The organism is Enterobacter sp. SECR19-1250, assembly GCF_013391025.1.
Taxonomy (GTDB): Bacteria; Pseudomonadota; Gammaproteobacteria; order Enterobacterales; family Enterobacteriaceae; genus Enterobacter; species Enterobacter cloacae.
Genome location: NZ_JACASJ010000041.1, coordinates 1 through 19,598, shown reverse-complemented (window position 1 = coordinate 19,598; position 19,598 = coordinate 1). Strand labels below are relative to the sequence as shown.

Below are 19,598 nucleotides of genomic sequence, written 5' to 3'. Positions count from 1 at the left end.
ATTACGGTACAACAATCAGCGGGCCACTGGCCGCACCCGTTGCCCGCCACTGCGGAACATACATGGACTCCACCAGCGGCACCGGTACCTGGTACGTTCCCGGCGTCACGGCGCGCGCCAGATAAACCAGCGTAACCGGCTGCCCTTCGTTCACCGGCACTGCGGCCACAAAGCGGTCGTCGCGGAACTCCATATGCTGAATATCCGCCTGCTGCATCTGGCTAAGCAGGTTCTGCACTTCGCTGCCGCTGTCCTGCAGGCTGGCGCTGCTGCTTGCCAGGTTCTGGTTCTCCAGCTCCAGACCCGCCGGGAGGAGATCCACCACCAGCGCATCCGGCACGTTCTGGCTGGCCTTCACTTCCAGCCATACCAGCACCAGCTCACCGCTCTTCAGCGAAGAGAGCGATTTCGAACTGCCGTCGGTTGCCAGAATATGGCGTTCAATCTGCAGAACATTCGAGAGGGGCTGAGTCCGGGTAACCGGTGCTATCCAGACGCACCCACAGCGGTGTCGTGCCGGTGTTGGTCACCTGCAGCGCACCAAGCTGATCGCCATTCATATTCTGCACCAGCGCCTTGTCACCGCTCAATGCGCTACCCGAGAGTGAGGTTTCCGCCTGCCATGCTCCGGACAGAGTTTGTAGCGAACGTCCGGCCAGGAACAGCGCGTTACTCTCCTGCGTAGACAGCCAGCGCTGGCTGAAGGCCTGTTCAGACAGGGCATTCAGCAGCGTATTTTGCGCATCCGGCAGCAGCTTGTACTCCTCCAGAAGGGAGAGCATCAGCGCGTTATCACGAAGCGCGCTACCGTAATCCGCCATCCAGTTTCTGCTGTCGTTGCGCGGCGTTTTGAGGGCAAGATCCAGCGCCTGCTGGCTGCGCGGGGCATCCCCCATCAGTTTGAGTGCCATACCGAGCTGCATCAGCGGCAGACCGGAAGCCGCCTGCCCGTGACGATCCCAGATTTCACGCAACGCACCCAGCGGGGCTTTTTGCTGGCGCGCCAGTACCAGTGCGGCATAGGCCTGCACGGCAAATTTGCTGGCCTGGGTATCGTCGCTGTAGCGGATGGACATCATGCCCGGATCCTGCAGGTAGCGGAGCAGTCGGCTATTGGCATTATTGACCGCATCCGTCGGCACGCTGTAGCCCTGCTCACCGGCACGCACCAGGAAGTCAGTGACATAGGCAGTCAGCCAGTACTCTTCCGGACCGTTTTTATCCCAGAGCGCAAAACCACCGTCGTCACGCTGCATCTGCAGAAGGCGGGAGATGCCAATATCAATGGCAGCACGACGTTTGTCGTCCGTGTCGCCTTTAATGCCAAGCGCCTTCAGCTGTGACGCGTTGGTATAGAGAGACGGGAACAGGCCACTGGTGGTTTGTTCAAGACAGCCATAAGGATATGCCTGCAGCTCACGGATATAGCGCGCCAGATTAAGCGGCGGTTTGCCGCTAAGCAGCAGTTGTCCCTGCAATGTAGCGGGAGAGAAGCCGTTGATATGCTGCCCTGGCGCAGTCCAGGACTCACCCGGGTTCAGCATGGCCCCGGTATTCACCGTCTGCGCCGGGAACGCAGGACGGACGCCGATTTTCCAGCTCTTCTGCTGCGGAGCGAAGGTCTCGCCAGGCAGCTGAAGTCCTGTTACCTGCGCCGTCACTTCGCCGTCACCGTAACCTTCCAGTGCACGCACCGGAATAAACAGCGTGCTGCGCGCACCCGGTGGCAGTTTGACAGGCTGCGGCTGCGCCCCTTCCAGCGACAGCTTGCCGGTCGCGGTTAAGGCCACATTTAGCGTTTGCGGCTGATCGGTCAGGTTAGTGAGATCCAGTGTCAACCGTGAGGTATCGCCGCTTGCCAGGAAGCGCGGCGTATTAAGCTCGGTAATGACCGGCGCGGCCACAATCACTTTGCTTTCGCTGCTGCCGAAATCCTCTTCCGTCCAGGCCTGCGCCATCAGACGCAGCTCACCGTTGAAGTCTCCAATTGGCAGTGTGATGGACCCTTCACCATTCGCATCAAGCGTCACTGGCTGTGCCTGCTGGGCGATAATGGTGACATGGTTCACCGGCGGCTTACCGCCGCGTTTAAGCTCATCGCCGTCACCACCAAAACGCAGCGCGGCCATACGTCCCTGGCCTTCAATCACCTGGCCGTAGATATCGTAGATATCCGCGCCATAGCGCTTCTGACCAAAGAAGGCCTGCCACGGATCCGGCGTGACGTAATCGGTAATGTTCAGCACGCCGCTGTCCACCGCGGAGACCAGCACGTTCACTTTCTGTGGTACCGGGCCCTCTTTCACGCTGGCTTTTACCTTCACGGAAAGCGTCTGGTTAGGGCGCATTTTTTGCGGGTTATCCAGCGCGATATTCAGACGGCGATTTTCATCCCCCATCGGCAGATGCAGCAGGCCAACCGCCCGCTTCGGCGTGGCGGATTTGGATTTATCGCCAGGGCGAACCACCAGCGTGCTGAGATAGAGGTCGTGGCGTTTCCAGGCTTTGTCTACCGGAATAGACAGATCCAGTCCGTTGGCCGGAACGTCGATCTCTTTCCACCACAGTGGCCCTTCGCTGGATTCGATCATCGCATAGCCTTTACCTGCGGCAGGTGCGGCGATATGCAACTGGATGGTGTCACCCGGCTGGTAAGAAGGCTTATCCAGTTTCAGGGTCACGCGGTCGGGGCGCGCGGCTCCCGTGCCGTCACTGTTATCCTGCCAGCTGTACCCGGCCCAGAAACGTACGCTGCTGACCATGTCATCAGGCGCTTTCACTTCCAGACGATAGGAGCCCCACTCTACCGGGAACGTCACTTTGCCCGTTTCATCGGCCTTGAGGGTCAGTTCCTGCTCGCCTTCAATGAGATCTTTTTGATCAAACTGGGACTGCCAGCCATCGCTTTCTGACCAGTTCCAGTAGTAGTCGCGGCGTTCGCGGATCAGGCGCACCTGTAATCCGGAAACAGCCTTTTTCGCCCCACTGGCATCGGCATAGACAATGTCGAAACTGGCGTTGCCGTTTTCATCGACAATAGGCTGGTTAACGGTGGTATCGGTGCGGTAATCATACACCGCCTTGCTGGCGAACTGAGGACGAATACCCGGTAATTCGGCTGCTGGCCAGATAGCCTGTTCAGCACGACGCGTCACCGGACGACCGCCTGATTCCAGCAGGCTGGCCTGCAGGATCAGCTGAAGCGGAGAATGCACCTCTTTCCACTGGCTTTCCGTAGAGACCTGCCCACGCCCCTGTTCATCAAGCGTAAGCTGCACTTCATCCAGGCTGCGACTCAGGTTGTCTTCGGCGATATCGCCAAACTGGAAGCCAGGCAGCGCCGGAACCGCTTCACGCAGTGGACGCAAAAAGAGCTGCCCCTGCAGGGCATTACCGTTGGCCGGTGCGCCGTAGAGGTAATATCCCACCACGTTAAAGTCGACGTTATCCTGCGGTGCAACCGGCGTTTTTTGTCCGCTCAGATTCAGCGCCATACGCTCTGGCATAAAATCTTCGACGTGGAAGTCCCACAGACGCTGCTGGTTATCGCCCGTATTGGCGCGGATATGCCACATGCCGGTTTGCGCCCCGCTGTCCAGCGGATAGTTAAAGCGATAGAGACCATTCTCCGGCTGGACGACGACGGTACGCGCTACCTGCCCGTCCGGGCGAAGCACATCCAGCTTCACCGGCTGCGCGGGCAGCGGTTTACCGTCGCTGTCGCGCAGTAAGCCGTTCAGGATCACCGTTTCGCCTGGGCGATAGAGGTCACGCGGGCCAAACATAAAGAATTGCTTGCTGTAACCCGGGCTACCGGCAATGTCGAACTCCGCCAGATCGAGTGCCGGCAGCTTGAGGTCAAGCAGCGTAGTCTGGCCATCTTTACTGGCAAGGATCAGCGCGGCTTCTTTGTCAGTTTCGAGCTTTGCATGGCCGTCAGCATCGCTGTTCGCCTCAGCCAGGGTCTGCCCTTTATCGTTTAACAGCGTGACGGTTACGCCGGATTGCGCCGCACCGTTTTCCAGGCTCTGGGTGAAGATATCGAGACGGTTATGATAACGGTGAGCGGACAGCCCAATATCGCTTAAGGTGAAGAGCGTGGCGGCATTGCTGTAGTTGTAGTGCCCTGCCTGATTCATCACTGCGATATAGACGCCGGCTGCTGGAGCGGCTTGATATCTTTCAGCGGCAGCAGCAGTTTTTCACGCGTGTTACGTGCCGGGTTAAGATCGAAACGACCGGTATAAACCAACTCGGCCATCTTCAGCAGATTGTCAGATTCCCAGTTGGTCAGCGAGTTACGGTATTCCCACTGGCTGACGAATGAAGCCAGCGATTCCGGTTTCACGCGATAGAAGTTCACGTCCACGTTATTGACGTTGAGCGCCATGACCGGCAAGCCTTCCACCACTTTACCCGGCAGCAGTGACCCGCGGCTGGCGAATCCGACCGTCGGCTCGACATCCCGGGTGGTCAGGGCTTTTTCGTAGTCGATGCCAAAAGTCGCTTTGTTTAACGCCTGCAGATCGCGTTCCACGGTGACGACCAGATTGCGGTTAGGCTCCAGATGGCGCAGACGAAGCTCTTTCAGGTTCGGCGCCAGTTCCCACGCCCCGTCAACCTTGCCGCTTTTCTTATCCACGACATGCACGGTTTTCGAGAAATCCTGATCCGGATTCAGTGGAACAGAGAATGTCAGCACCAGCGTGGCGGCGCCGTCCAGCTGCACTTCAGAGGCATCAAGCAGAGTGAGCGCTTTGCCCTGACTTTGTGCCACCAGTTTTGCCAGCTTGTCAGCGTCTGGCTTTTCTGCCGCTTTTGGTGTGGTTGCTGTAGAAGCCGCGGGAGCCGCAGCCTGAGGTTTATCGTCGCTGTTATCACAGCCGACAAGCGTAAACGTGGTGAGCAGCGCAAGAGAGAGCGCGGCTAAGCGAAACGGTTTCATCCTTTGTCCCTGGCCCATGGAGCCTGTTGGTCGTCTTCCGGATAAGTATTATCCGCAAGTTTCGTTAATACAAAAAGTCCATTTTTAGGATCTGGAAGGCGGCTCGCATCGTCAGCGTGGTGATGTTACACCGATCACAACGTCAAACGTCACATGTTACCTTTCACGTCATTTGTTTTTAAAACAAGAAGATAGCTGGATAAGCTCGCCGGGAGCCTGCTAGTTTTAAGCTCAAGACGCACCCCGAGTGCGCGGTTCAATAAGAGAGAAAGCCATGAAACGAGCCGTGAACGCCCTACAAAATTTCGGAAAATCATTGTACGGACCGGTACTTATTTTACCGATCGTCGGTCTGTTTATCGCCTTTGGCAATGTGCTGGGCAATGGCAACCTGGCCGAGTATCTGCCGTTTCTCGGCCATCCGCTGATCCAGAACATCGGCCAGCTGATCGCCAAATCTGCCGTGTCGGTGCTGGTTAACCTGGCCCTGGTGTTTGCCGTCGGCATCCCGATTGGTCTGGCAACACGGGACAAAGGCTACGCGGCGCTGATTGGGCTGGTAACGTTTGTGGTGTTTATCAACGCCATGAACGTCACGCTACAGCTTCAGGGCGAACTGGCACCCGCAGCACAGATGAAAGCCGCCGGGCAGACTATGGTGCTGGGCGTTCAGGTGCTGGAGATGGGCGTGTTCGCAGGGATCCTGACCGGCGCGCTTTCCGGATACCTGTACAACAAATACTCCGGCGTACAGTTTAACGGCGCGATGGCGATTTACTCTGGTCACTGTTTTGTCGCCATTGTGATGCTGCCCGTTTCCATGCTGCTCGGCGTAGTGATGAGCGAGCTGTGGCCGTTTGCCCAGCACGGCATTAGCGCAATGGCGCTTGCCATCAAAGGTTCTGGTCCGTTCGGCGTGGCGATCTACGGCTTCCTTGAGCGCATTCTGGTGCCCACCGGTCTGCATCATCTGGTCTATACCCCGTTCCTGTATACCGAACTGGGCGGCACGCAAGAGGTGTGCGGTACGGTTTATCAGGGCGCGCGCAACATTTACTTCGCGGAAATGGCCTGCCCGGAGGTGAAACAGCTCAGCAGCACGGTGGTATGGGATGCGCGCGGCATCAGCAAGATGTTTGGCCTGCCGGCGGCGGCGCTGGCGATGTACATGACCGCAAAGCCGGAGCGTAAAGCGGCAGCAAAAGCGATTCTGATCCCGGCGGCGCTCACTTCGCTGCTGGTCGGCGTCACCGAGCCCATCGAGTTCTCCTTCCTGTTTGTCGCCCCGCTGCTGTTCGTGGTGCACGCGGTGCTGACGGGTATCGGGATGATGCTGTTCTCCCTGCTGGGTGTTCACGCCATCGGCGCTAACGGGATTATCGATTTTATTCTCTACAACCTGCCGCTCGGTACGGAGAAGTCCAACTGGCCGATGTACATCGTGGTCGGGCTGATCATGTTCGCCCTCTACTTCGTGGTGTTCCGCTTCCTGATCCTGCGTTTCAACATGAAAACGCCAGGCCGTGAAGATGAGGACCAGGAGACGCGCCTTTACAGCAAACAGGAGTACCAGGCGAAGGGCAATAACGACGGGCTGGGTGAATCCATCGTTGTCGGTCTGGGCGGCCGGGAAAATATTGAAGTGGTGGATAACTGCTACACCCGCTTACGTGTGACGGTGAAGGATGTCGCCATCATTGATGAGCCGCGCCTGAAAGCGACCGGCGCAAAAGGGATTATCAAACAAGGTAACAACGTTCAGGTGGTCTACGGGCTGCATGTCAAAAAAATGCGAGAAGCCGTTGAGACGTTTCTCTGAAAGGAGCTAAAGATGTTTACACCCCCATTCATTCTGTCGATTGCTGGCGGCGGTAGCACCTACACGCCAGGTATTGTGAAAAGCTTGATGGTGCGTCTGCAGGACTTCCCGCTGGCCGAAATCCGCCTCTACGACATCGACGAGGCGCGTCAGAACACGATTGCTCCGGTGGTGGAAAAAGTGATCCGCGACCACAGCCAGAGCATCAAATTTACCGTCACCAATGACCCGGAAGTGGCCTTCAGCGGCGCACACTTCGTCTTCGCCCAGATGCGCGTTGGCCAGTATAAAATGCGCGAGCAGGATGAGAAGATCCCGCTGCGCCACGGCGTGGTTGGTCAGGAGACCTGCGGCCCCGGCGGGCTGGCTTACGGGCTGCGTACGATCCTGCCAATGGTCGAGCTTATCGATCTGGTAGATCGCTACGCGCATGAAAAAGCATGGATCGTAAACTACTCCAACCCGGCGGCAATCGTCGCAGAGGGGGTGCGTCGTCTGCGGCCAAACGCCCGCGTGCTGAATATTTGCGATATGCCGGTTGCTGCAATGCGTAACATGGGAGCCATTCTGGGGGTCGATCGCCGCAAGCTGGAGGTGGACTACTTTGGGCTGAATCACTTCGGCTGGTTTACCCGTGTGTTGGTGGACGGCGAGGACAAGCTGCCGGAGCTGCGTAAACATATCGCGAAGTTTGGTCTGCTGACGGAAGATGCCGCCAAAACCGACCCGCAGCACTCCGATCCGTCGTGGGTGAAAACCTGGCGCAACATCAAGCCGATCATGGATAACTTCCCGGAGTATCTGCCGAACCCGTATCTGCAGTACTACCTGATGCCGAACCAGATTGTTGAGCATCAGAACCCGGACTACACCCGCGCTAACGAAGTGATGAACGGGCGTGAGAAAAAGCTGTTTGCCGCAGCCGAAGAATATAAGCGTACCGGGATCCTGCCGGACGCCTTCCACGTTGGCGTTCACGGCGAGTTTATCGTCGATGTCGCCTGCTCGCTGGCCTTCAACCTGCGGAGCCGTCATCTGGTGATGGTGGAAAACCGCGGGGCAATTACTAATCTGCCGTACGATGCGGTCGTCGAGGTTCCCGCTTATATCACCTCCGAGGGGCCAGAGCCTGTCCGCGTGGGCCAGGTGCCGCTGTTCCATCAGACGCTGCTGCAACAGCAGCTCGCCTCTGAACAGTTGCTGGTGGAAGCAACCATTGAAGGGAGCTATGAGAAAGCGCTGCAGGCATTTACCCTGAACCGCACCGTACCGACCATGGAGCACGCGAAAGCGATTCTGGATGAGATGATCGAGGCTAACCGCGAGTACTGGCCTGCGCTGCAAAAAGCCTGGCAGAACGGCGAAGCGGTGAAAAAATAGGGGCTTGCTCGCGAGTTGAACGTGGTTTGCTTGTCGGTGTCAGAAAAAACACCGACAATCCTTTTTTACGGAAAAGAATGGAGGCAACCCATGTCCACCTCATATTTTGTCGCCGCCGACTGGCTGATTGAGCACGGCGACGATCCTGAAGTGCAGATTATTGACGCGCGTATGGCTCCTCCGGGCCAGGAGCATCGTGACGTTCCCGGTGAATACCGCGCAGGGCACCTGCCGGGCGCGGTATTTTTTGATATCGAAACCCTCTCCGATCACACCTCCCCTCTGCCGCACATGCTGCCGCGCCCGGAAGCCTTCTCCGTGGCGATGCGCGAGCTGGGCATCAGCAAAGACAAACACCTCGTTGTTTATGATGAAGGTAACCTCTTCTCTGCCCCGCGCGCGTGGTGGATGCTGAAAAACTTCGGCGTCGAGAAAGTCTCGATTCTGGCGGGGGGGCTGGCTGGCTGGAAGCGCGACGAACTGCCGCTGCAGCAGGGGGACGTGACGCTGCCGGAGGGGGATTTTGACGCGACGTTTGACGCAAATGTGGTGAAACGCCTGACCGACGTGCTGGTCGTCAGCCATGAAAACACTGCTCAAATCGTCGATGCGCGTCCTGCCGCACGTTTTAACGCTGAAGCGGACGAACCTCGCCCTGGCCTGAAACGCGGACACATTCCGGGGGCGTTGAACGTGCCGTGGGGCGATCTGGTGTTTGAGGGCGAACTGAAAACCACCGATGAGCTACGCGCGATTTTTGATCGTCAGGGCGTGGATTTACACCGTCCGATTATTGCCAGCTGCGGTTCCGGCGTAACGGCCTGCGTGGTGATCCTGGCGCTCGCCACGCTCGGCGTAAACGACGTCACGCTGTACGATGGCGCCTGGAGTGAGTGGGGTGCGCGGGACGACCTGCCGGTTGAACCCGCGAAATAATGGATAACCGCCTGGCCACGCTGTTAACGCGCGGGGAATCGCTGACCCGCGCGGAATATCGCGTACTCGCCCACCTCACGGAGCATCCACTGCTGGTGGGTAACATCACGGTGCGGGAACTGGCGCAGGCGACATTTGTCTCTACCGCGACGATTATGCGGCTGTGTCAGAAGCTGGGGTTCAGCGGGTTTAGCGAGTTTATCTGGCACTGCAAACAGCTCCTCACCGACACGCCGCATATTACGACGCAAGGAAACGCCCTTCCGCAGTTGCCCGCGCTGTTCAGCCAGTTTATTGCCAACTATCAGCAGACATTCCAGTGGGTGACCGATGAGAAGCGTCTGCAGTTTGCCGACCTGCTGCGTCACAAAGAGAGCTTCTTTCTCTACGGTGCCGGGTTTTCCTATCTGTTTGCCGAATACCTGACCAAAAAACTGCAGGTGCTGGGGAAAACGGCGTTTATCTCCGGGCCGGGTGACAGCCGGAACATCTTTCTCAGTAACGCCGCCCGTTATCAGGTATTTATTGCCGTCTCGCGCAGCGGCGAAACAGAGCAGGTGCTGGATAAAGCGCGGATCGCCAAAAACGTCGGGATGACGATTGTCGCGTTTACCCGCGCCTCGGCCAATACGCTGGCGGGCATGGCGGACGTGCACTTCGCTCTCTATGACGAGGCGGTGCATTACGCCGCGGAAGCCGCAGGGGTGACGTCGTTTGAGTCGAATCTGGTACTGCTGATGGATTTACTGCTGCTGGAAGCAACGGGGTGACAGTCACCCCGCTGTAATCAGATGATGCGGTTGGTTTTGAGATCGCGCAGGAAACCGCCCCAGCGACGCTCATAGAACGGTGTGATGTGCTCGGTAATAAAGTGGCTGATGCCCTTCTCACCGTTCTTCACCTGGCAGATATCAATTGGCTCATCGCCCGGCAACGTATCAGTGGCCACACTGCCCGCCGCCTGGATGATCTCGTCGATATCGCCGTCAGCTTCAATACCAATCAACAGTACCGGCTGTTCATCCGCTTGCTCTTTAATCGAACAGAGGAACGCGCGTCTTACCGGCTTCAGGGTTTTGAACAACGTGGTCAGGGAATCGATCATCTGCGCTGGCGGTTCGGCCACTTCAGAGAGCAGCAGCGTTTCGCCCCCTTCCAGCACTTCCTGGGTGCTGAGCGGGTTACCCTCTTCACCAATCAGATGGCTGATTTCACGCGGCGTGAACTCTTTCCCGGTCGGCAATTTCGCATTAAGGAACAGCGTCTGGCCCAGCGTCATTTCGAACAGCGTGCGCACCGGCATCACCACGAACGCCTGTTCGTCTTCAACGGCGGTCTGTAGCGCTTCCAGCGAGGTAAAGAACGGGATCACCGAGGTGCCGTCGTCTTTCTCCCAGTGCAGCAGATCCAGCGCGCTGTCTTCAACAACCTGCTCACCTTCCGCCGCGGTTCCTGGCACCCAGACGGTGGATTCCAGCAGCGTGCGGAAAAATGCCGGACGGTGGGCGGGCTCGGTCGCCGCCTGTTCCAGCAGGGTTTCTAATTCGTTTTTGGTTTCGGACATAACAATTCCAGATGTCGAATTTTCCCCTCACCCTAACCCTCTCCCCAAAGGGGAGAGGGCCGGGGTGAGGGGCCAATAATTACTCAGCCGTCAGCAGGTTCGCCATGGTACGCACGCCCAGGCCGGTCGCGCCCGCAGACCACTGTTCAACCGCCGCTTTACGGTAGGTTGCGGAGCAGTCGATATGCAGCCAGCCTTCGTGATAGTTCTCAACGAAGTGGGACAGGAAGCCTGCTGCGGTGCTTGCACCCGCCGGGTATGCCGCGCTCGCGGTGTTATTCAGTTCGGCAAAATTAGACGGCAGCTGGCTGCGGTGGAACTCCGCCAGCGGCAGACGCCAGAACGGTTCGTTTTCTGCCGCAGCGCTTGCCAGCAGGCGGGCCGCCAGCTTGTCGTCGAAGCTGAACAGCGCATGGTAGTCGTTACCCAGCGCCGTTTTTGCCGCGCCGGTCAGGGTGGCCATATCGATAATCAACTCTGGCTTCTGGGCAGAAGCGTCGATCAGGCCATCAGCCAGCACCAGACGGCCTTCTGCATCGGTGTTCATCACTTCAACATTTTTGCCGTTGCGGTAGCGAATGATGTCGCCGAGCTTGAAGGCATTACCGCTTACCATGTTGTCAGCGCAGCACAGGTACAGCTTCACGCGTTTTTTCAGGCCACGGGTAATCGCAAACGCCAGCGCACCAGTGATGGTTGCCGCCCCGCCCATGTCGGATTTCATGGAGTCCATGAACGCGCTCTGCTTCAGGCTGTAGCCACCGGTATCGAAGGTGATACCTTTCCCGACCAGGCAGGCAAATACTGGCGCGTCTTTATCGCCGGTTGGGTTGTAGTCCAGCGCCAGCAGCACCGGTGGACGCTCAGAGCCACGACCCACGGTGTGAATGCCCATGTAGTTCTGCTCGCGCAGGTCTTCACCTTTGGTGATGCGATAAGACATGTTGTCGCCGGCCACGCCGCACAACAGGTCAACGGCGCGCTGTGCCAGCTGTTCCGGCCCCAGCTCTTCTGCCGGTGCGTTAATGGTGTCACGTACCCAGTCGATAATGGTCAGGCGGCTTTCCAGCTCTTTTTGACCGGCTTCGTCAAGGTTGGCCCACTCAATTTTACGGGTGCCTTTTGGCCCTTTATAACCGGCCCAGAACGCCCAGCTGCGGTCGGTGTCCCAGCCCTCGCCTGCCAGAGAGACATGCTTAATGCCGAGCCCATCAATTTTACGCGCGGCGCGCTGGATCAGGCCCAGATCGTCGTTGCCCGTCAGGTGCAGGGTAATACCGTCGTTGTTGATACTGTAAGTGGCTTTTTCGCCCCAACGCGCATCGGCGGGTTGCGTAGAGAGCGTAATCTTCATCGCTTCGGTCATTTTATTTATCCTTATTAGCAAACGGGCCGCCTGAAGGCAGCCCGTTACGTGATTTACTCTGCTTCATCTAACCAGACTAACAGAATCGCCTCCAGAATTTTTTCATTGGATGCGTTGGGATCGTCGTCAAAATCCTCTAAATCGCAGATCCACTGATGCATATCGGTGAAGCGTACGGTTTTTGGATCGAGATCCGGGTTAGCGTCGTAGAGCGCTTCGCCGATTTCACGGCTGTCTGTCCACTTCAGTCCCATATTAATGCTCGCGTGCGTGGTTGATGGTGTAGCGTGGGAACTCCACGACCAGATCTTCGTCGGTCACCGCTGCCTGGCAGCTTAAGCGGCTGTCGGGCTCCAGACCCCATGCTTTATCCAGCATGTCATCTTCGTCTTCGGTGCTCTCGGCAAGCGAGTCGAAACCTTCACGCACGATGCAGTGGCATGTTGTGCAGGCACAGGATTTTTCACAGGCGTGTTCCACTTCGATACCTGCACGCAGGGCAACATCGAGAATGGTTTCACCGGTCTTCGCTTCCAGAACAGCGCCATCCGGACAGAGGTCCGCATGAGGCAAAATAACAATCTTTGGCATATTAAACCTCGTCCACGGACTGGCCTTTCAGCGCGACGCGGACAGATTTGTCCATGCGGCGAGCAGCAAAGTCCTGGGTTTGTTTATCAACGTTTTTAATGGCTTCTTCTATTGCATCAGCGTCATTGCCCTGGGCGACCACGCTTAAGTGCGCAGCAGCCTCGTCAATCACCTGACGCTCAGCGGCGCTTAACAGCGCGGCATCGGCAGCGAGCGCGCCGTTCAGGCTTTCCAGCACGCGTGCGGCTTCCACTTTTTGTTCGGCCAGCATACGCGCCTTCACATCCTGCTCGGCGTAGCTCATTGAGTCCTGAATCATGGAGGCGATTTCGCCATCGGTCAGGCCGTAGGACGGCTTCACCTGAATGGACGATTCGACACCAGTCGATTTTTCCATCGCCGTGACGCTCAGCAGGCCGTCTGCATCCACCTGGAAGGTGACGCGAATATGCGCCCCGCCCGCAGGCAGCGCCGGAATGCCCCGCAGCGCAAAGCGCGCCAGCGAGCGGCAGTCCTGCACCAGTTCGCGTTCGCCCTGCATCACGTGAATGGACATGGCCGTCTGACCGTCTTTAAAGGTAGTGAACTCCTGCGCACGTGCCACCGGAATGGTGGTGTTGCGCGGAATGACTTTCTCCACCAGTCCGCCCATGGTCTCTAACCCCAGCGACAGCGGGATAACGTCCAGCAGCAGCATTTCACTGTCCGGCTTGTTGCCGACCAGAATATCCGCCTGAATCGCCGCGCCCACGGCAACCACTTTGTCCGGGTCAATGGAGGTCAGCGGCGTGCGGCCAAAAAATTCGCCTACACGCTCACGCACCAACGGTACGCGGGTGGAACCACCCACCATGACCACTTCCAGCACTTCATCCGCCTCAACGCCGGCATCTTTCAGCGCACGACGGCAGGCTAACAGCGTGCGTTTCACCAGGGGGGCGATCAGATCGTTAAACTGTTCACGGGCAATCTCACCCTGCCAGCCCGCCACGTTCACACTGACTGACTCAGCATCGCTTAGCGCAATTTTGGCCTCGATGGCCGCATCCAGCAGTTCACGCTGTACGCGCGCATCGCTGCGATCGCTGATACCCGCCTGCTCGCGAATGTAATCCGCCAGCAGATGGTCAAAGTCATCGCCGCCCAGCGCGGAGTCCCCGCCGGTCGCCAGCACTTCAAACACCCCACGGCTTAAGCGCAGGATCGAGATATCAAAGGTACCGCCGCCGAGATCGTAAACCGCAATCACCCCTTCCTGACCGGAGTCGAGGCCGTAGGCAATCGCTGCCGCTGTCGGTTCGTTCAGCAGGCGCAGCACGTGCAGGCCCGCCAGACGCGCGGCGTCTTTGGTGCCCTGACGCTGTGCGTCATCAAAGTAAGCCGGAACAGTAATCACCACACCGTCTAAATCGCCGCCGAGCGTTGCCGTCGCACGCTCCGCCAACGCTTTTAGGATGTCAGCGGATACGCGAATTGGGTTCAGCAGCCCGGCCGCAGTCGCAATCATCGGCAGGCCGTTTTCACTGGCCTGCAGCTGATACGGCAGATGGTGGTAACGGGTCTGAATATCGGCCAGCGAGCGGCCCATCATCCGCTTAACGGAGCTGATGGTATTCGCCGGATCGCGCGCGGCGTTAGCGCGGGCATCAAAGCCCACCGCGTGGCCCTGCTGCTGGTAGTGGACCACGGAAGGCAGCAGATGGCGGCCCTGCTCGTCAGCCAGCGTCTCCGCCTGGCCGCTACGCACGGTTGCCACGAGGGAATTGGTGGTGCCGAGATCAATACCCACCGCCAGACGACGCTGGTGCGGTGCGGCACTTAAGCCAGGCTCACTAATTTGTAATAAGGCCATAATTGCTTCCGAAATTAAAAATCGAGCAGCTTTTCTTCGAGTTGTTCAGCACTGCTTCGCAGTTTATCGAGAAAACGGAGTTTGCGCACAGTGTCTGCCGCCACGTCCCAGGTCTCGTTGTTCAGTTGTGCCACCATCTGCTGATGGCGGGTATCAAACATGCCCTTCACGCGCGTGATGAACCCTTCCAGACGCGCTTCGTCTTTGGCCTGTTCAATCTCATCCAGCTCTTCGCGAAGCGTAAGCTGTTCCATCAGAAACGCCGTGTCGCGTACGGTGTGTTGTTCGCTCGCCAGATCAAAGCCGTGGAGCGAAAGCAGATATTCTGCACGCGCCAGCGGATGGCGCAGCGTCTGCCAGGCCTGGTTGATGGTCGCGGATTGCGACACCGCAGCCAGTTGTTCAGCCTGAGTACCGCTGGCGAATTTGTCCGGATGATACTGACGCTGCAGGTCCTGAAAACGGATCGTCAGCGCCTGGAGATCAATCGGGTATTGAGCGGGTAAACCGAAGAGAGTGAAGTAATCCATAACAATCTCAGGGGTAGCCTGTTAGAACAAACCCCACGCGTAGCGAATAAAGCCACGGTGGGGTTTCGGATGACGCGCGATTAAACGTGGAAGCTTTCGCCGCAACCACACTCGTCTTTGACGTTCGGGTTCGTGAATTTGAACCCTTCGTTCAGGCCTTCTTTTACAAAGTCCAGCTGAGTGCCGTTGAGGAATTGCAGGCTTTTGCCATCGACCACCACCTTCACGCCCTTGTCTTCAAACACAGTGTCATCGGACGCTGGTTCGTCAACAAACTCCAGTACGTAAGCCATACCAGAACAGCCGGAGGTACGTACGCCCAGTCGCAGGCCAAAGCCTTTACCACGGTTCGCCAGAAAAGAGCTTACTCGCGCGGCAGCGCTGTCGCTAAGGGTAATCGACATACTCAAACCTCAATTATTTTGCTTCACGTTTGCTTTTGTAATCCGCAATGGCGGCTTTGATCGCGTCTTCTGCCAGGATAGAACAGTGAATTTTCACCGGTGGCAGTTCGAGTTCTTCAGCAATATCCGTGTTCTTGATTGCCTGTGCTTCGTCCAGAGACTTGCCCTTCACCCACTCGGTGACCAGGGAGCTGGACGCGATAGCAGAACCGCAGCCGTAGGTCTTGAAGCGCGCGTCTTCAATGATACCTTCATTGTTGACTTTAATCTGCAACTTCATCACGTCGCCACAAGCTGGCGCGCCAACCATACCGCTTCCTACGCTCTCGTCGCTGTTGTCAAAAGAGCCAACGTTGCGCGGGTTCTCGTAATGATCGATGACTTTTTCGCTGTATGCCATGATTGAATTCTCCTTATGTACCGATTAGTGATGTGACCATTCAATGCTGTTCAGATCCACGCCCTGCTTGAACATTTCCCACAGTGGAGAAAGGTCACGCAGACGGCCGATGGAGTTGCGAACCAGCTTGATGGTGTAGTCAATCTCTTCTTCGGTAGTGAAACGACCTAAAGAGAAACGGATAGAGCTGTGTGCCAGCTCGTCAGTCATACCCAGCGCGCGCAGCACGTAGGATGGCTCAAGGCTTGCAGACGTACAGGCAGAACCGGAAGAGACCGCCAGGTCTTTCAGCGCCATGATCAGCGATTCGCCTTCAACATAGTTGAAGCTCACGTTGAGAATGTTGGGTGCGCCCTGCTCGAGATCGCCGTTCAGATACACTTCTTCCATATCTTTCACGCCGTCCCACAGACGGTTACGGAGCGTGCGCAGGCGTGCCATCTCGGTTTCCATCTCTTCTTTGGCAATGCGGTAAGCTTCGCCCATGCCCACGATCTGGTGAACAGGCAGCGTACCGGAACGCATGCCGCGCTCGTGTCCGCCACCGTGCATCTGCGCTTCAATGCGGATACGTGGCTTACGACGAACGTACAGCGCGCCGATACCTTTCGGGCCATAGATTTTGTGGCCGGAGAAGGACATCAGGTCGACTTTCAGCTGGCTCAGGTCGATAGGCAGTTTGCCCACGCTCTGAGTCGCATCAACGTGATAGATGATGCCGCGCGCACGGCACATTTCGCCGATGGTCGCGATATCCTGCACCACGCCGATTTCGTTGTTTACATGCATGATGGAAACCAGGATGGTGTCATCACGCATCGCCGCTTCGAGCTCTTTCAGGTCAATAATACCGTTGCTCTGTGGCGCCAGGTAAGTGACTTCAAAGCCTTCACGCTCGAGCTGACGGCAGGTGTCCAGCACGGCTTTATGTTCGGTTTTGCTGGTGATGATGTGCTTGCCTTTTTTCTGATAAAAGTTGGCTGCACCTTTGATCGCCAGGTTGTCGGATTCGGTCGCACCGGAGGTGAACACAATCTCACGCGGGTCGGCACCCACCAGGTCAGCAATCTGATTACGGGCGATATCCACCGCCTCTTCAGCATGCCAGCCAAAACGGTGTGAACGGGAAGCTGGGTTACCAAAGTTTCCGTCCAGGGTCAGACACTGCATCATTTTCTCGGCAACACGCGGGTCCACCGGCGTGGTTGCGGAGTAGTCGAGATAAATCGGTAATTTCATTGCTCTATAAACTCCGTACATCGCTTCAATGCAAGGAATCAGGCAACCGGCTGGATGTACGACCGAGTACACGGGGCAGCTTCGCCCCGGCCTGATTCTGAAATACTTATCTTTTTATTACGCGCGTAATTTAACGTCGATAGCGTCCTGCGCGCGGGTGCTGCGTTGAGATTCCTGGCTGTGCTGACGGCCCGATACATCCAGAACTTCCTGGTTATTCACCAGTTCACCGAGGGTGATGTTGTTCAGGAAGCCGGTCAGGCGGTCGCTCAGATCGCGCCACAGCGCGTGGGTCAGGCACTTATCGCCGCCCTGGCAGCCACCTTTCCCCTGGCAACGGGTCGCGTCAACGGATTCGTCAACCGCACTAATGACTTCGCCAACCGCAATACTGCCCGCGTCTTTACCCAGCAGATAACCGCCGCCTGGGCCACGAACGCTGGAAACCAGTCCATTTTTACGCAGTCTGGAGAACAGCTGTTCCAGATAAGAGAGGGAGATCCCTTGTCGTTCAGAAATATCAGCCAACGGAACCGGGCCCGCTTCGGAGTTGAGCGCAACGTCCAGCATCGCGGTTACGGCATAACGCCCTTTAGATGTCAGTCTCATGTCTTACTTAACCTCAAACTCGCCCCTGCCCGGGGTTTTTTATAGTAAAATGGGGTATTGCATAGCAGGGCCAAGTCTGACATTCCTGACTAAATTGGTCAACTATTTACTTGACTGTTTTAGTCAGGTATTTAACCTTCCGTGCCGTATTCATTTGCCCGGCGGCGCTGCGCTTGCACGGGCCTACGGGTTTTGTAGGCCGGGTAAGCGCAGCGCCACCCGGCGAACAGACGACACTACTCTTTATTCTTCTGCTCAATCGACGCCAGAATCCCACGCAGGATGTTCAGTTCCTGGCTTTCCGGACGCGCACGGGTGAACAGGCGACGCAGCTTATTCATCACCTGCCCCGGATGGCCTTCGCGGATAAAACCGGTAGAGAGCAGCGTCTGCTCCAGGTGACCATAGAAGCGCTCCAGATCTTCCACCAGCGGATAGGCGGTCTCTTCTTTCGGTTCTGCCACTTTCTCCTGGGTCGCCAGCCAGGCCATCCGCACTTCGTAGGCAATGACCTGTACCGCCATTGCCAGGTTCAGCGAGCTGTATTCCGGATTCGCCGCAATCGCGACGTGGTAATGGCACTTCTGCAGTTCGTCATTGGTCAGGCCGACGCGCTCACGCCCAAACACCAGCGCCACAGGCGCCTGTTCCGCTTCTGAGACACTTTTCAGGCCGCATTCGCGCGGGTCCAGCATTGGCCACGGCAGCGTACGGGAACGCGCGCTGGTACCGACGACCAGACTGCAACCCGCCAGCGCTTCGTCCAGGGTATCAACAATTTGCGCGTTGCCAATCACGTCGCTGGCACCGGCGGCCAGTGCGATGGCCTGAGAGTCCGGTTTCACCAGCGGATTAACCAGCCACAGATTCGTTAAGCCCATAGTTTTCATAGCGCGGGCAACGGAGCCCATATTGCCGGTATGCGATGTTTCGACCAGCACGATTCGAATGTTTTGCAGCATAGTTTTGGATGTCTGAATTCAGTGTCTAAAGAATATTCGGGCATATTATCATAAACGAGAGACATATTCCGATCCCGCTGCTATACTCTGCGCCGATTTTCCTGTTCTTTAACATCCAGTGAGAGAGACCGATGCATCCGATGCTGACCATCGCCGTGCGCGCAGCGCGCAAGGCGGGTAATGTAATTGCCAAACACTACGAAACGCCAGACGCCGTAGAAACCAGCCAGAAAGGCAGCAATGATTTCGTGACTAACGTCGATAAAGCCGCAGAAGCGATTATTATCGAAACGATCCGCAAATCTTACCCACAGCACACCATCATCACCGAAGAAAGCGGTGAACATGAAGGTACCGATCAGGATGTTCAATGGGTTATCGATCCACTGGATGGCACCACCAACTTCGTTAAACGCCTGCCACACTTCTCTGTGTCTATCGCAGTACGCATTAAAGGCCGTACTGAAGTTGCCGTTGTTTATGATCCAATGCGTAACGAACTGTTCACCGCTACCCGCGGTCAGGGCGCGCAGCTGAACGGTTACCGTCTGCGCTGCAGCAATGCACGCGATCTGGACGGCACCATTCTGGCGACCGGTTTCCCGTTCAAGGCGAAACAGCACGCAACCACCTACATGAATATCCTCGGCAAACTGTTCACCGAATGCGCGGACTTCCGTCGCACCGGCTCTGCCGCGTTGGATCTGGCCTACGTGGCGACCGGCCGCGTTGACGGTTACTTCGAACTGGCGCTTAAGCCGTGGGACTTTGCTGCGGGCGAGCTGATCGCGCGTGAAGCAGGCGCACTGGTATGCGATTTCACCGGCGGCCATAACTATATGTCTACCGGCAACATCGTTGCAGGTAACCCACGAGTTGTTAAAGCCATGCTGGCAAACATGCGTGATGAACTGAGCGATGCGCTGAAGCGTTAATCCCGGTAATTCCCTCTCCCTGTGGGCTGAGGGTTCCCCAGAAAAATGAAAAGCACGATGAAGTGT

General features: G+C 57.1%; 16 protein-coding genes and 1 pseudogene. 5 read left to right on the top strand and 12 right to left on the bottom strand.

Annotated elements, in window-relative coordinates:
* Position 1: 1 nt before the first annotated feature.
* Positions 2-4,945, bottom strand: a pseudogene (locus tag HX884_RS12570) (alpha-2-macroglobulin).
* A gap of 274 nt (positions 4,946-5,219) precedes the next feature.
* Between HX884_RS12570 and HX884_RS12565 the strand changes: the two are divergent.
* The 4 genes from HX884_RS12565 (at position 5,220) to HX884_RS12550 (ending at position 9,850) form a co-directional block, all read left to right on the top strand.
* The gene (locus HX884_RS12565; protein WP_045293487.1) at positions 5,220-6,764 is read left to right on the top strand and encodes a PTS transporter subunit EIIC; all 1,545 of its coding nucleotides are present in this window, start codon (positions 5,220-5,222) and stop codon (positions 6,762-6,764) included.
* 12 nt (positions 6,765-6,776) lie between these two features.
* Positions 6,777-8,144, top strand: coding sequence for a 6-phospho-alpha-glucosidase (locus HX884_RS12560; protein ID WP_023620126.1), 1,368 nt, complete (start codon positions 6,777-6,779; stop codon positions 8,142-8,144).
* A gap of 90 nt (positions 8,145-8,234) precedes the next feature.
* Positions 8,235-9,080 carry a 3-mercaptopyruvate sulfurtransferase gene (sseA, locus tag HX884_RS12555; RefSeq protein WP_058651812.1) on the top strand — a complete coding sequence of 282 codons (846 nt, stop codon included), beginning with the start codon at positions 8,235-8,237 and terminating at the stop codon, positions 9,078-9,080.
* Positions 9,080-9,850, top strand: a complete 771-nt coding sequence (locus tag HX884_RS12550; protein ID WP_013098289.1) for a MurR/RpiR family transcriptional regulator — start codon at positions 9,080-9,082, stop codon at positions 9,848-9,850. The genes sseA and HX884_RS12550 overlap by 1 nt, the downstream gene beginning before the upstream one ends.
* Positions 9,851-9,867: 17 nt before the next feature.
* Here HX884_RS12550 and sseB read toward each other — a convergent pair whose 3' ends face one another.
* The 11 genes from sseB to trmJ all read right to left on the bottom strand — a co-directional run bounded on the left by sseB (position 9,868) and on the right by trmJ (position 18,597).
* Entirely contained in the window at positions 9,868-10,644 is a 777-nt protein-coding gene (gene sseB / locus HX884_RS12545) for an enhanced serine sensitivity protein SseB (protein ID WP_020690031.1), read from the bottom strand.
* 79 nt (positions 10,645-10,723) lie between these two features.
* Positions 10,724-12,010 (bottom strand): aminopeptidase PepB, encoded by a 1,287-nt coding sequence (gene pepB / locus HX884_RS12540; protein ID WP_178328262.1) that lies wholly within the window; start codon positions 12,008-12,010, stop codon positions 10,724-10,726.
* Between the two features lie 53 nt (positions 12,011-12,063).
* Positions 12,064-12,264, bottom strand: coding sequence for a Fe-S cluster assembly protein IscX (gene iscX / locus HX884_RS12535; protein WP_003860650.1), 201 nt, complete (start codon positions 12,262-12,264; stop codon positions 12,064-12,066).
* 1 nt (position 12,265) lies between these two features.
* Positions 12,266-12,601, bottom strand: a complete 336-nt coding sequence (gene fdx, locus HX884_RS12530) for an ISC system 2Fe-2S type ferredoxin (protein ID WP_003860652.1) — start codon at positions 12,599-12,601, stop codon at positions 12,266-12,268.
* 1 nt (position 12,602) lies between these two features.
* A complete protein-coding gene (gene hscA / locus HX884_RS12525; RefSeq protein WP_178328261.1) occupies positions 12,603-14,453 on the bottom strand; it encodes a Fe-S protein assembly chaperone HscA in 1,851 nt (616 codons plus the stop codon).
* A gap of 14 nt (positions 14,454-14,467) precedes the next feature.
* Positions 14,468-14,983, bottom strand: a complete 516-nt coding sequence (gene hscB, locus HX884_RS12520) for a co-chaperone HscB (protein WP_020690034.1) — start codon at positions 14,981-14,983, stop codon at positions 14,468-14,470.
* 80 nt (positions 14,984-15,063) lie between these two features.
* Complete coding sequence (gene iscA, locus HX884_RS12515; RefSeq protein WP_003860659.1) at positions 15,064-15,387, bottom strand: iron-sulfur cluster assembly protein IscA; 324 nt, start codon at positions 15,385-15,387, stop codon at positions 15,064-15,066.
* 13 nt (positions 15,388-15,400) lie between these two features.
* Entirely contained in the window at positions 15,401-15,787 is a 387-nt protein-coding gene (gene iscU, locus HX884_RS12510) for a Fe-S cluster assembly scaffold IscU (protein ID WP_003860661.1), read from the bottom strand.
* Positions 15,788-15,811: 24 nt separating this feature from the next.
* Entirely contained in the window at positions 15,812-17,026 is a 1,215-nt protein-coding gene (gene iscS / locus HX884_RS12505; RefSeq protein WP_003860663.1) for a cysteine desulfurase, read from the bottom strand.
* Positions 17,027-17,143: 117 nt separating this feature from the next.
* Positions 17,144-17,635: a Fe-S cluster assembly transcriptional regulator IscR gene (gene iscR / locus HX884_RS12500; RefSeq protein WP_013098294.1), complete on the bottom strand. Its 492-nt coding sequence runs from the start codon at positions 17,633-17,635 to the stop codon at positions 17,144-17,146.
* A 236-nt stretch (positions 17,636-17,871) separates the two neighbouring features.
* Positions 17,872-18,597 carry a tRNA (cytosine(32)/uridine(32)-2'-O)-methyltransferase TrmJ gene (trmJ, locus tag HX884_RS12495; protein WP_062729930.1) on the bottom strand — a complete coding sequence of 242 codons (726 nt, stop codon included), beginning with the start codon at positions 18,595-18,597 and terminating at the stop codon, positions 17,872-17,874.
* Positions 18,598-18,728: 131 nt separating this feature from the next.
* Here trmJ and suhB point away from each other — a divergent pair, with 131 nt between their 5' ends.
* Positions 18,729-19,532, top strand: coding sequence for an inositol-1-monophosphatase (gene suhB, locus HX884_RS12490; RefSeq protein WP_161656992.1), 804 nt, complete (start codon positions 18,729-18,731; stop codon positions 19,530-19,532).
* Positions 19,533-19,598: the final 66 nt, after the last annotated feature.